Genomic DNA, 12095 nt, shown 5'->3' on the forward strand with positions numbered 1-12095 from the left:
GAAACAGCTTAGCGTTTTGCGCCGCTGCTCAGCCAGAAAGGCGGCTGGCGTATGGCCATGTTGGCCAGCGGGATCAGGCCCCGCTCCTGCTGTTCGCGGATGGCGTGCTGCAGCTCCTGCCAGCCTGCCAGCCAGCTATGCACCTCTTCCGCCGGATACGCGCCGGCCAGCAGGTGCACCGCCAGCAGCTGACGGTTGAGCCGCGTCGCCTTGTCCTGGAATTCATTAAACAGCTGTACGTCGGCAAACGTTTCTTTCAAATCCGCACCGATGCGGCCCAGCATGATGTCGCAAAAACGTTTGAAAGAGCCCTGCAGCTTGGTTTTGCTTTTCTCATCCAGCCAGGGCTGCCACAGCGACTCTGCCAGCCAGTGAGTAAGCGCTAACTGCGCTTCAACTGAGACTGACGAGAAACAGGCGGTATCGGCTTCAATCCCGCTGTCTGCCAGCAGCTCTTCCAGCCGGGTAAGCTTCTGGCGCAGTTCGCTGTTTGCTTTGCGCGGCACCAGCGCGCCAAATAAAGAGAACGCCTGACGCAGCGTCTCCAGGGCCTCCAGCACACCCGCTTTTGCATCGGGATTGCCGCGCAGCCAGACCTCTTCGTGATACTGCCAGTGCGCCAGCGCAGCGCTGAACGCCTGCACCATGCCCTGCTCAACCGTGGCTTTGGCGGCAATGTTCTGCAGCGGCAGCGGCCGCACCGGACGCGCTGGATTTCCCTGCGCCAGCTGATACCCACGTGCTGCCTTACTCAGGCTTCCCAGGCGCAGGCCACCCATCGCGATCAGCGCTTCGGCAAACTGCAGCAGGTCAGCACGCTGGCCGCTTTTCAGCTCCAGCTCGACTTCATACAGCGGCTCACTCAGCTCACCGGCCGCGACTGCGCCGCAATCAAATGCCACTTCGATCTCGCTCTCGCGGAACGTCACCCGCCAGGTTTCGCGACGGAAGTGGGTACTGAACAGCGGTTGCAGACGCTGCTGCAGTGCGGCAATGTCGGTGCCCTGGGGCCAGATATCTGCCGGCAGGCGGGCGATATCCAGCTGCGGGGCGTCCAGATCAACATTGTATTCCGGGCGCTGATGCAGGCCACCGACCGTTTTTCCTGCGGCTTTCAGCGTCATCTCATAACGCCCGTCCACACCGCGAATGCGCAGCCCCATATCCCAGCGGCGCAGCTGGTTATCGTCTGTTTCATAGTAGGTGTTGCTCAGCTCGCGCGCGGCGTTGTGCTGATGTGGCCAGGCGGCAAGGGTTTCCGCCAGTTTTTCGGCGGCTTGCGGAGTGGCAATGAACTTTAATTCGATTTCGATGGTCATAATTTTTTATTCAATACGCTGCTGGCACTTACGAGTTTAATCTGGCGAAGAGTAATGCACCGCAAGCCCGCTGTCTCTGCTTTCTTGTGCTTTTACGACCCATTTCGCACCGGATTGAGACCAGGATAGTTCTCATTCAGATTTATGCGAAGCGACTCCAGACTGTGCCGGTAAATTTACGCCCATTTAGACATAACGACATCGAATGAAAAAAATCACCCTTGCCGCCCTCTCTTTGCTGGCTTTCAGCGCCATCGCGCCAGCCCACGCGGCTGATGAAAAGCGTTACATCTCCGACGAATTATCCACCTGGGTGCGCAGCGGCCCCGGCGATCAGTATCGCCTGGTAGGCAAGCTGAATGCTGGTGAAGAAGTCACGCTGCTGCAAACCAACAGTGATTCCCAGTATGCGCAGATTCGCGATGCCGAAGGCAAAACTAACTGGATTCCGCTGTCTCAGCTGAGCGCCAGCCCGAGCCTGCGCACCCGCGTGCCGCAGCTTGAGCAGCAGGTGAAAGATCTCACCGACAAACTGGCCAACATCGACAACAGCTGGAATCAGCGCACCGCTGAGATGCAGAACAAAGTGGCCAGCAGTGACAGCACCATTAACGGCCTGAAAGATGAAAATCAGAAGCTGAAAAATGAGCTGATTGTTGCGCAGAAAAAGGTCAGCGCGGCCAATGTTCAGCTGGATGATAAACAGCGCACCATCATCATGCAGTGGTTCATGTATGGCGGTGGCGTACTGGGTGTGGGCCTGCTGCTGGGTCTGCTGTTGCCACACATGGTGCCGCGCCGCAAAAAAAACGATCGCTGGATGAACTAAGCCAGCACGCGGTTTTAGGTTTATCTTTAAGGGGATCGTAAGATGCCCCTTTTGGCATGTCCGCTATTTAGCGATAGCATGTAACATTGACGTAACAGGCGCGTTGTCTGCGCAATAATAAAGTCCTCTGGAGTGGTTGAGTGAAGACGTTTCTGGTCGGGGGTGCAGTGCGTGATGCCTTACTGCACCTGCCGGTAAAAGATAGAGACTGGGTGGTGGTTGGCGCCACGCCGGACGCCATGCTGGCGCAGGGTTATCAGCAGGTCGGCCGCGATTTTCCGGTTTTTTTGCATCCGCACACTAAAGAAGAGTTCGCCCTCGCGCGTACCGAGCGCAAAAACGGCCAGGGTTACACCGGCTTTCTGACTCAGTTCGCGCCTGACGTGACGCTGGAACAGGATCTGCAGCGCCGCGATCTCACCATCAATGCCATCGCGCAGGCGGATGACGGCACGCTGATTGATCCTTACCACGGGCAGCAGGATCTGGCGGCGCGCACCCTGCGCCATGTTTCTGCAGCGTTTAATGAAGATCCGCTCCGCGTCCTCCGCGTGGCGCGTTTTGCCGCACGCTTCGCTCACCTTAATTTTCGCATCGCTGAGGAGACGCAGGCGCTGATGCGCCAGATGGCGGAAAGCGGTGAGCTGAGCGCGCTGACCGCCGAGCGCGTCTGGAAAGAGACAGAAAACGCGCTACTGACGCGCAATCCGCAGGTCTATTTCCAGGTACTGCGCGACTGCGGTGCGCTGCAGGTGCTGTTTCCGGAAATCGATAACCTTTATGGCATTCCGGCCCCCGCTAAATGGCACCCGGAGATCGATACCGGCGTGCATGCGCTGATGACGCTGACCATGGCCGCTGCCCTCTCAGACCAGCTTGATGTGCGTTTTGCCACGCTATTTCACGACGTGGGTAAAGCGCTTACGCCGCCGGAGAAGTGGCCCAGCCATCACGGGCATGGTATGGCGGGCGTGCCGATCGTCGCGGCGCTGTGTCAGCGGCTGCGCGTGCCGAATCCGGTGCGCGATCTGGCGCTGGTTGTCACCGAGTTCCATGACATCGTACACACCATTGAGCGGCAGTCTGCTTCTGCGCTGGTTGCGCTGTTTGATCGCATTGATGCCTGGCGCAAACCGGATCGCGTAGAAAAAATGGCGCTGACCAGCGAGGCTGACGCACGCGGACGGGCAACGCTTGAATCCATGGCGTATCCACAGGGCGATTATCTGCGACGGGCATTTGCGCTGGCGCAGGCGGTTTCAGCAAAAGAGGTGGTGGCTGCCGGTTTCACCGGGCTGGAAGTGCGGGAAGAGCTGACGCGACGTCGCGTGCAGGCGGTCCAGGAAGGGGTGATTGACGCGCGGCCAGCGTAACCGGCCGCGCCTCAGGCATTACATGAAGAGTGCGTAAACCGCTGCCGCGACGATAAAGCGGTAGATAGCGAACGACACAAACGAAATGCGCTTGATCAATTCAAGGAACACTTTAATTGCCAGCAGTGCCACAATGAATGCGGTGACAAAGCCGACGGCAAACATCGGCAAATCCTGCATTGTCAGGAAGCCCATGCTCTTGTAGAGATCCAGACCGGTCGCGCCAATCATCATGGGTACGGCCAGAATGAAGGAGAACTCAGAAGCAGCATAGCGGCTCACGCCCATCAGCATACCGCCGGAGATGGTGGCACCCGAGCGCGAGAAGCCCGGCCACAGCGCCAGACACTGGAAGCAACCAATCATAAATGCCTGACGATAGGTGATATCGTCAATGCCGACGGCTTTCGGCTGCTTTGGCTTCAGGAATTCCGCTGCCAGCAGCAGCAGGCCGCCCACCACTAATGCATACATCACGTTGATAGGATTAAACAGGGTTTTAATCTGGTCATGCAATACCAGACCAATCACCACCGCCGGCACCATACCCAGCAGGATATGAATCAGCGTCAGTTTACCGGTGCCCACGCCTTCGTGACGTTCCTGACCAAAATGGATGCCGATCAAACCAAACAACCGGCGCCAGAACATCACCACCACGGCCAGAATAGAACCCAGCTGGATCACCACTTCAAAGGTTTCCGCTTTATCCCCTTCAAACCCCAGCAGATGGCCAACAATAATCATGTGGCCTGTGGAAGAGACCGGCAGGAACTCCGTAAGGCCTTCCACAATCCCCAGGATTGCAGCTACCCATAGCTGATGAATGTCTGCCATCAAATTTTTTCCTCTATCCGTTTTAAACAGTAAAAAGGCGGTCGCAAAGTGCTACCGCCTGAAATTATGCCTGCGTGTGGCTGAAGGAAACCTTAGGATTTTCGGTAACTTCTTGCCCGTTAACGCAACGGCCTCAGCTGAGACACACCATAATTTGGTTTGGTTTCATTGTGATGGCAATCACGCAGAATTTATTTAGGAATAGTCCCGCGCTCAATCCGTACGCCAACCGTCGCCGCCTGCGCTACAGCCCCCGGTTTTCCTACTCTGATGCGTACACCGGGCGTTTTGAAACGATTCATCAACAGATCGGCGATTTCTTCCGCCACGCGCTCAACCAGCGCAAAACGCTGCCCCTGCAGATGGGCCAGGATCGCCTCCGTGACCTCGGCATAGCTCAGACAGTCATCCACATTATCGCTGACCGCGGCCCGCCGGTTATCCCACGCCATTTCGACATCGAGCACCAGCTTCTGCTGCATGCCCTGTTCCCAGTCGTAAACGCCAATGGTGGTGAACACAGTGAGTTGTTCTATAAATACGATATCCATGATGACAGTCTCTGTTTTTGGCTTAGCCGGATACCACTTCCGGCGGATTATGCGTATTATCCACGCTTATCGAGAACAAAACGACCCAAAAGGAACGGTACGACGCTATGAGTGCTATCGCGCTTGGTATGATTATTTTCGCGTATCTTTGCGGCTCGATTTCCAGTGCGATCCTGGTTTGTAAACTCGCGGGTCTGCCCGATCCCCGTACCGCCGGTTCAGGTAATCCCGGGGCCACGAATGTGTTGCGGATCGGCGGCAAAGCGGCGGCGGCGGCGGTACTGATTTTTGACGTGGCGAAAGGCATGCTGCCGGTGTGGATTGCCTGGCTACTGCATGTTACGCCGATGTATCTGGGCCTGACGGCCATTGCGGCCTGTCTGGGTCATATTTATCCGGTGTTTTTTCGTTTTCGCGGCGGGAAAGGCGTTGCTACCGCGTTTGGGGCCATTGCGCCAATAGGCTGGGACCTGACCGGCCTGATGACCGGCACCTGGCTGCTGACGGTATTGCTGAGCGGCTACTCTTCCCTCGGTGCCATTGTCAGCGCGCTGATAGCACCGTTTTATGTCTGGTGGTTTAAGCCCCAGTTTACTTTCCCGGTTTCCATGCTGAGCTGCCTGATACTGCTGCGGCATCATGACAATATTCAGCGCCTGTGGCGTGGTCAGGAAAACCGCGTGTGGAAGCGGAAGAAAAAGCAGAAATAAAAAAACCGGCGCGAAGCCGGTTTTTGCTTTTCAGATGGCCGGTAATTCGGCCAGCGGCCAGCGTGGCCGCACGGTCACGCCCAGTTCGCCGCGCGTGCCGCCTTTAAGCCGCACCATGCCGGCATAGGCGATCATCGCACCGTTGTCGGTACAGAACTCAGGACGGGCATAGAACACTTCGCCGCCGCGGGCCGTCATCATCTCCGCCATGCGTTCCCGCAGCGTGCGGTTCGCACTGACGCCGCCGGCAATCACCAGCCGTTTAAAGCCAGTTTGCTCCAGCGCGCGCCGGCATTTGATCATTAACGTATCCACTACCGCATCTTCAAAGGCGCGGGCAATATCGGCACGCGCCTGCGCGTCGCCTTCATGTTCACGGATGGTATTCGCGGCGAAGGTTTTCAGGCCGGAGAAGCTGAAATCCAGCCCCGGACGATCGGTCATCGGACGCGGAAAACGGAAGCGGTCCGGCGTGCCCTGCTGCGCCATCCGCGACAGCATCGGGCCGCCCGGATAATCCAGCCCCAGCAGTTTGGCCGTTTTATCGAAGGCTTCGCCGGCGGCATCATCAATGGATTCACCCAGCAGCGTGTACTCACCGATGCCGGTCACGCTAATCAGCTGCGTGTGACCGCCGGAAACCAGCAGCGCCACAAACGGAAACGCGGGCGGATTCTCTTCAAGCATCGGTGCCAGCAGGTGGCCTTCCATATGATGCACCGGTACCGCCGGGACGTTCCACGCAAAGGCCAGCGCCCGTCCGATAGTAGCGCCGACCAGCAATGCGCCTACCAGACCCGGACCGGCTGTATAGGCCACCGCATCGATCTGGTTTGCCTGCAGGCCCGCCTGTTTCATTGCGGCCTGAATCAGCGGAACGGTTTTACGCACGTGGTCGCGCGATGCCAGCTCCGGCACCACACCACCGTAATCAGCGTGCAGTTTGACCTGGCTATACAGTTGATTCGCCAGCAGACCGGACGCATCGTCATAAATCGCGATGCCGGTTTCATCGCAGGACGTTTCAATACCCAGAACTCGCATAGCTTTCATACCCTCTTCTTGCGGCGCGCAGTGTAGCACAGGCGAATCACCGCCAGCGCAACTTTGCCCGCGAAAAAGTGTTTTTGTGTCGCACAAAGAGTGCGCTATACTCCCGGGCCTGAAAAAACCGGCAGCCGCACAGGCAAACGCTCCTGTTGGTTCTAAATTGTCCATGGTGCTTTACAAGCCAGCCGCGCCTGGAGTAAAATGCTGCACCATTTTGAAATGTGCTGACGCCGCAGTCAGCAGCAAAACCGAATTTTATCGAGGTGAGAGTTACATGCCGGTAATTAAAGTACGTGAAAACGAGCCGTTCGACGTAGCACTGCGTCGCTTCAAGCGTTCCTGCGAAAAAGCAGGCGTTCTGGCTGAAGTTCGTCGTCGTGAGTTTTATGAAAAACCAACGACCGAGCGTAAGCGCGCTAAAGCGTCTGCTGTTAAGCGTCATGCCAAGAAACTGGCTCGCGAAAACGCACGCCGCACTCGTCTGTACTAATTTCTTTCGGAAGTTCGCTTCCGCCGCGTGTTAAACGCAGACAGAGTCAAGTAAGAGGCCGTGCTTTCCGAAAGGAAGCGCGGCTTGTTGCCGTTTATGAGCTGAAAAATCGGGGCTTATGGCTGGACGAATCCCACGCGTTTTTATCAATGATTTACTTGCCCGCACGGACATCGTGGATCTTATCGATGCCCGCGTAAAGCTGAAGAAGCAGGGTAAGAACTATCACGCGTGCTGTCCTTTCCATAACGAGAAAACCCCCTCTTTTACCGTAAGCGGTGAGAAGCAGTTCTATTACTGCTTCGGCTGTGGTGCCAAAGGCAACGCCATTGATTTCCTGATGAATCACGATCGTCTGGATTTCGTGGAGACGGTGGAAGAACTGGCGACGCAGCATGGTCTGGAAGTGCCATACGAAGCCGGTAATGGCCCCAGCCCGATGGAGCGCCATCAGCGCCAGAGTCTCTACCAGCTGCTGGAAGGCCTTGATGATTTCTATCAGCAGAGCCTGCGTAATCCGCAGGCTAAAGCCGCCCAACAGTATCTCGCTACGCGCGGGCTGAGCCAGCAGGTGATTGATCACTTTGCGATCGGCTATGCCCCGGCGGGCTGGGATAACGTGCTGAAACGCTTTGGCCAGCAGAAGGACGATCGCGAATCGCTGATGGAAGCGGGCATGCTGGTCAGCAATGACGCTGGCCGCACCTACGATCGCTTCCGCGATCGCGTGATGTTCCCGATTCGCGACAAGCGGGGCCGCGTAATTGGTTTTGGCGGACGGGTGCTGGGCAACGACACGCCCAAGTATCTGAACTCCCCGGAAACACCGATATTCCATAAAGGCCGCCAGCTCTACGGCCTGTATGAAGCGCAAAAAAATCATCCCCAGCCTGCACGTCTGCTGGTGGTGGAAGGCTATATGGACGTGGTGGCGCTGGCGCAGTTCGGGATTGATTATGCGGTAGCCTCACTGGGTACCTCTACCACTGCCGAACATATCCAGCTGCTGTTTCGTTCCACCGACACGGTTATCTGCTGCTACGATGGCGACCGTGCCGGACGTGAGGCGGCCTGGCGTGCGCTGGAAACCGCGCTGCCCTACATGAATGACGGGCGTCAGCTACGCTTTATGTTTTTGCCCGACGGCGAAGATCCGGACACGCTGGTGCGCAAAGAGGGCAAAACGGCGTTTGAAGCGCGGATGGAGCAGGCAATGCCGCTCTCCACGTTTCTGTTCGACAGCCTGATGCCGCAGGTCGATCTGAGCACGCGGGATGGCCGGACGAAACTGGCGACGCTGGCGCTGCCGCTGATCAGCCAGATACCGGGCGAAACGCTGCGCATTTATATGCGCCAGACGCTGGGTAATAAACTTGGCATTCTGGACGATAACCAGTTAGACAAGCTGATGCCGAAACAGGCGGAAAGCACGGCGGCACCTGCGGCACCGCCGTTAAAACGCACCACCATGCGCGTACTGATCGCCCTGCTGGTGCAGAATCCGCAGTTCGCGGCTATGGTGCCAACGCTGGACGGGCTGCAGGGGTCAAAACTGGCGGGCCTGCCGCTGTTTATGGAGCTGGTCAGTCGTTGTACCGGGAATCCTGGCCTGACGACGGGACAGCTACTAGAGTTATATCGCGGGACAGAATTTAGCCAGCCCCTTGAAACACTGGCTACCTGGAACCACATGATAGTGGATGAAGAGGCCGAAGCCGTGTTTCAGGACTCTCTGGCCAGCATTTATGACACGGCGCTGGAACAGCGTCTCGAAGCCTTAATTGCACGCGATCGCACCGAGGGCCTCAGCGCCGCCGAACGCCGCGAATTCTGGGCCTTAAGCCAGGCATTAGCAAAGAAATAAGATTTTAACCGCCAGCAGGGACGAGCATGTTACACCGCCCTTCTGGCCTGTCAGTACCCGGTTTTTTAGCGAAGCCGGAGAAATGTACCGATATCAGGGCATCCGGCGTTGCCGCCCGTTTTATTGCCGCCCGTGTGCAGACACGGCCAGTTATACAAGGGTGATTACGTCTGGCCCGTAACGCATTCAAGCGGCTTAAGTGCCGATATATGAAGGGTCGCAACCCTGGCCGCGTTGAAGGCAGCGGCAAAAACACAACGCCTTCACTGTTATAGTTGGCTCGCTGCCGACCGACACCAATCTAATTAACAGAAGTGTGGATACCGTCTTATGGAGCAAAACCCGCAGTCACAGCTGAAGCTGCTTGTCACCCGTGGTAAGGAGCAGGGCTATCTGACCTATGCTGAGGTCAATGACCATCTGCCGGAAGATATCGTCGACTCCGATCAGATCGAAGACATCATCCAAATGATCAACGATATGGGTATCCAGGTGGTAGAAGAAGCCCCGGATGCCGATGATCTGATGCTGAATGAGAACAGCGCCGATACTGACGAAGATGCCGCGGAAGCCGCCGCTCAGGTATTATCCAGCGTTGAATCTGAAATTGGCCGTACCACCGATCCGGTGCGCATGTACATGCGCGAAATGGGTACTGTTGAACTGCTGACGCGCGAAGGCGAAATTGACATCGCCAAGCGCATTGAAGACGGTATCAACCAGGTTCAGTGCTCCGTTGCCGAATACCCGGAAGCGATCACCTACCTGCTCGATCAGTACGATCGCGTAGAAGCCGGCGAGTCGCGCCTGTCTGACCTGATCACCGGTTTCGTCGATCCGAACGCGGAAGAAGATCTCGCGCCTACCGCAACGCACGTAGGTTCTGAGCTCTCTGAAGAAGACCGCGACGACGACGAAGATGAAGACGAAGAGAGCGATGACGACAGTTCAGACGACGATAACTCTATCGATCCGGAACTGGCGCGCGAGAAATTCCTTGAACTGCGTACGCAGTACGAAGTCACGCGCACCGTTATCAAAGCCAAAGGCCGCAGCCACGCTGACGCCGTAGCCGAGATCAACAATCTTTCTGAAGTGTTCAAGCAGTTCCGCCTGGTACCGAAGCAGTTCGATTACCTGGTCAACAACATGCGTGAAATGATGGAGCGCGTGCGTACGCAAGAGCGCCTGATCATGAAGCTGTGCGTTGAACTGTGCAAAATGCCGAAGAAAAACTTCATCACCCTGTTCACCGGCAATGAAACCAGTGAGAGCTGGTTCAAAGCGGCGCTGGCGATGAATAAGCCGTGGTCAGAGAAGCTGCGCGACGTCGAAGAAGATGTGATGCGCTCGCTGCAGAAACTGCTGCAGATTGAAGAAGAAACCGGCCTGACCATCGAACAGGTTAAAGACATCAACCGTCGTATGTCGATCGGCGAAGCCAAAGCGCGTCGTGCGAAGAAAGAGATGGTTGAAGCGAACCTGCGTCTGGTAATTTCTATCGCCAAGAAATACACCAACCGCGGTCTGCAGTTCCTCGATCTGATTCAGGAAGGCAACATCGGCCTGATGAAAGCGGTAGACAAGTTTGAATACCGCCGTGGTTATAAGTTCTCTACCTATGCTACCTGGTGGATTCGTCAGGCGATCACCCGCTCTATCGCCGACCAGGCGCGTACCATCCGTATTCCGGTGCATATGATTGAGACTATCAACAAACTCAACCGTATTTCGCGCCAGATGCTGCAGGAGATGGGCCGCGAGCCGACGCCGGAAGAGCTGGCAGAGCGTATGCTGATGCCGGAAGATAAAATCCGCAAAGTGCTGAAAATTGCCAAAGAGCCGATCTCAATGGAGACGCCCATTGGTGATGATGAAGATTCACATCTGGGCGATTTTATCGAAGACACCACGCTGGAGCTGCCGCTGGATTCCGCTACCTCAGAGAGCCTGCGTTCTGCCACGCATGACGTGCTGGCTGGGCTGACCGCGCGTGAAGCGAAAGTCCTGCGTATGCGTTTCGGTATCGATATGAATACCGACCACACGCTGGAAGAGGTGGGCAAACAGTTTGACGTTACGCGTGAACGTATTCGTCAGATTGAAGCCAAAGCGCTGCGCAAGCTGCGTCACCCAAGCCGCTCCGAAGTGCTGCGTAGCTTCCTCGACGATTAATCCGCGTCATCCCGTTAAAAAACCCCGGCCTGCCGGGGTTTTTTTATGTCTCGCAGAACATCCTGGCCCTCAGGCTATGTGTGACAGCCGCTCATACCGCTGACGGCATGCCGCCACCTCCACCTCAGGCTATGTGTGACAGCCACTCATACCGCTAGCGATATGCCGCTACCCTCTCCTCCGCCTATGTGTGACAGCCACTCATACCGCTGACGGTATGCCGCCACCCACTTTTCCGGCTATGTGTGACAGCCGCTCATACCGCTGACGGTATGCCGCCACCCACTTTTCCGGCTATGTATGACAGCCGCTCATACCGCTGACGGCATGCCGCCACTTCTACCTCAGGCTATGTGTGACAGCTGCTCATACAGCTGACGGTAGGCGGCTACCATCTCCTCCAGCGAGGCTCGGTTCAGCCCGCTGGGATTGGGTAAGACCCAAATCTGCGTCTCGCCCAGCGTTTGCGGCTGCTGGCCCCACGCCACCTTACGCTGCCGGAACGCCTTCTGAAAGGCATCTTTACCCAACACCGCCAGCGCCTGCGGCTGATAGCGCAATATTTTCTGCTGCAGCCGTTCACCGCCGTCCCGCAGTTCATTGCCGGCCAGCTCGCTGGCCTGTACCGTAGGCCGCTCGACCAGCATAGTAATACCGCAACCGGTCTCCAGCAGCCGCTGCTCCTGCTCCGGTTTCAGCTGTTCGCGCGTGAAGCCGGCCTGATGAATAACCTTCCAGAAACGGTTACCGGGATGTGCAAAATGGAACCCGGTGTGCGCCGATGATTTGCCGGGATTGATGCCGCAGAACAGCACCTGTAAATCCGGCGCGATAATGTCGCGAATATCGTGATCGCTCATGCCTTTCTCAGCCTGCTCCCTGTTTACTGACCCTGAT

Annotated in this window: 11 protein-coding genes; 6 read left to right on the plus strand and 5 right to left on the minus strand. The window is 56.8% G+C overall.

The window, feature by feature from the left end:
- Positions 1 to 8: 8 nt before the first annotated feature.
- Positions 9 to 1319, minus strand: coding sequence for a CYTH domain-containing protein (locus D8B20_RS14750; RefSeq protein ID WP_145889560.1), 1311 nt, complete (start codon positions 1317 to 1319; stop codon positions 9 to 11).
- Between the two features lie 205 nt (positions 1320 to 1524).
- Between D8B20_RS14750 and D8B20_RS14755 the strand changes: the two genes are divergently transcribed.
- Together D8B20_RS14755 and D8B20_RS14760 are read left to right on the plus strand one after the other, a co-directional pair.
- Positions 1525 to 2148 carry a TIGR04211 family SH3 domain-containing protein gene (locus tag D8B20_RS14755; protein ID WP_145889561.1) on the plus strand — a complete coding sequence of 208 codons (624 nt, stop codon included), beginning with the start codon at positions 1525 to 1527 and terminating at the stop codon, positions 2146 to 2148.
- A gap of 140 nt (positions 2149 to 2288) precedes the next feature.
- Positions 2289 to 3521 (plus strand): multifunctional CCA addition/repair protein, encoded by a 1233-nt coding sequence (locus D8B20_RS14760; protein WP_145889562.1) that lies wholly within the window; start codon positions 2289 to 2291, stop codon positions 3519 to 3521.
- Positions 3522 to 3539: 18 nt separating this feature from the next.
- On the opposite strand, the gene bacA is transcribed toward D8B20_RS14760, so the two are convergent.
- Together bacA and folB are read right to left on the minus strand one after the other, a co-directional pair.
- Positions 3540 to 4358: an undecaprenyl-diphosphate phosphatase gene (bacA, locus tag D8B20_RS14765; protein ID WP_145889563.1), complete on the minus strand. Its 819-nt coding sequence runs from the start codon at positions 4356 to 4358 to the stop codon at positions 3540 to 3542.
- 191 nt (positions 4359 to 4549) lie between these two features.
- Complete coding sequence (gene folB / locus D8B20_RS14775; RefSeq protein WP_145889565.1) at positions 4550 to 4909, minus strand: bifunctional dihydroneopterin aldolase/7,8-dihydroneopterin epimerase; 360 nt, start codon at positions 4907 to 4909, stop codon at positions 4550 to 4552.
- Positions 4910 to 5016: 107 nt separating this feature from the next.
- Between folB and plsY the strand changes: the two genes are divergently transcribed.
- Positions 5017 to 5619 carry a glycerol-3-phosphate 1-O-acyltransferase PlsY gene (plsY, locus tag D8B20_RS14780; RefSeq protein ID WP_145889566.1) on the plus strand — a complete coding sequence of 201 codons (603 nt, stop codon included), beginning with the start codon at positions 5017 to 5019 and terminating at the stop codon, positions 5617 to 5619.
- A 30-nt stretch (positions 5620 to 5649) separates the two neighbouring features.
- Here plsY and tsaD read toward each other — a convergent pair whose 3' ends face one another.
- Entirely contained in the window at positions 5650 to 6663 is a 1014-nt protein-coding gene (tsaD, locus tag D8B20_RS14785; RefSeq protein ID WP_145890611.1) for a tRNA (adenosine(37)-N6)-threonylcarbamoyltransferase complex transferase subunit TsaD, read from the minus strand.
- Positions 6664 to 6943: 280 nt separating this feature from the next.
- Between tsaD and rpsU the strand changes: the two genes are divergently transcribed.
- The 3 genes from rpsU (at position 6944) to rpoD (ending at position 11198) form a co-directional block, all read left to right on the plus strand.
- Entirely contained in the window at positions 6944 to 7159 is a 216-nt protein-coding gene (rpsU, locus tag D8B20_RS14790) for a 30S ribosomal protein S21 (protein WP_001144069.1), read from the plus strand.
- A gap of 118 nt (positions 7160 to 7277) precedes the next feature.
- Positions 7278 to 9023 carry a DNA primase gene (dnaG, locus tag D8B20_RS14795; RefSeq protein WP_145889567.1) on the plus strand — a complete coding sequence of 582 codons (1746 nt, stop codon included), beginning with the start codon at positions 7278 to 7280 and terminating at the stop codon, positions 9021 to 9023.
- 330 nt (positions 9024 to 9353) lie between these two features.
- Positions 9354 to 11198, plus strand: a complete 1845-nt coding sequence (gene rpoD / locus D8B20_RS14800; protein ID WP_145889568.1) for an RNA polymerase sigma factor RpoD — start codon at positions 9354 to 9356, stop codon at positions 11196 to 11198.
- A gap of 344 nt (positions 11199 to 11542) precedes the next feature.
- Here rpoD and mug read toward each other — a convergent pair whose 3' ends face one another.
- Positions 11543 to 12058, minus strand: coding sequence for a G/U mismatch-specific DNA glycosylase (mug, locus tag D8B20_RS14805; protein WP_145889569.1), 516 nt, complete (start codon positions 12056 to 12058; stop codon positions 11543 to 11545).
- Positions 12059 to 12095: the final 37 nt, after the last annotated feature.

The sequence above is a fragment of the Candidatus Pantoea soli genome (assembly GCF_007833795.1).
Lineage (GTDB): Bacteria > Pseudomonadota > Gammaproteobacteria > Enterobacterales > Enterobacteriaceae > Pantoea > Pantoea soli.

Coding starts and splice junctions, on each gene's coding strand:
- dnaG (WP_145889567.1), top strand. CDS start 7,278: ATGGCTGGACGAATCCCACGCGTTTTTATCAATGATTTACTTGCCCGC.
- rpoD (WP_145889568.1), top strand. CDS start 9,354: ATGGAGCAAAACCCGCAGTCACAGCTGAAGCTGCTTGTCACCCGTGGT.
- mug (WP_145889569.1), bottom strand. CDS start 12,058: ATGAGCGATCACGATATTCGCGACATTATCGCGCCGGATTTACAGGTG.
- tsaD (WP_145890611.1), bottom strand. CDS start 6,663: ATGCGAGTTCTGGGTATTGAAACGTCCTGCGATGAAACCGGCATCGCG.
- bacA (WP_145889563.1), bottom strand. CDS start 4,358: ATGGCAGACATTCATCAGCTATGGGTAGCTGCAATCCTGGGGATTGTG.
- D8B20_RS14750 (WP_145889560.1), bottom strand. CDS start 1,319: ATGACCATCGAAATCGAATTAAAGTTCATTGCCACTCCGCAAGCCGCC.
- D8B20_RS14755 (WP_145889561.1), top strand. CDS start 1,525: ATGAAAAAAATCACCCTTGCCGCCCTCTCTTTGCTGGCTTTCAGCGCC.
- plsY (WP_145889566.1), top strand. CDS start 5,017: ATGAGTGCTATCGCGCTTGGTATGATTATTTTCGCGTATCTTTGCGGC.
- rpsU (WP_001144069.1), top strand. CDS start 6,944: ATGCCGGTAATTAAAGTACGTGAAAACGAGCCGTTCGACGTAGCACTG.
- folB (WP_145889565.1), bottom strand. CDS start 4,909: ATGGATATCGTATTTATAGAACAACTCACTGTGTTCACCACCATTGGC.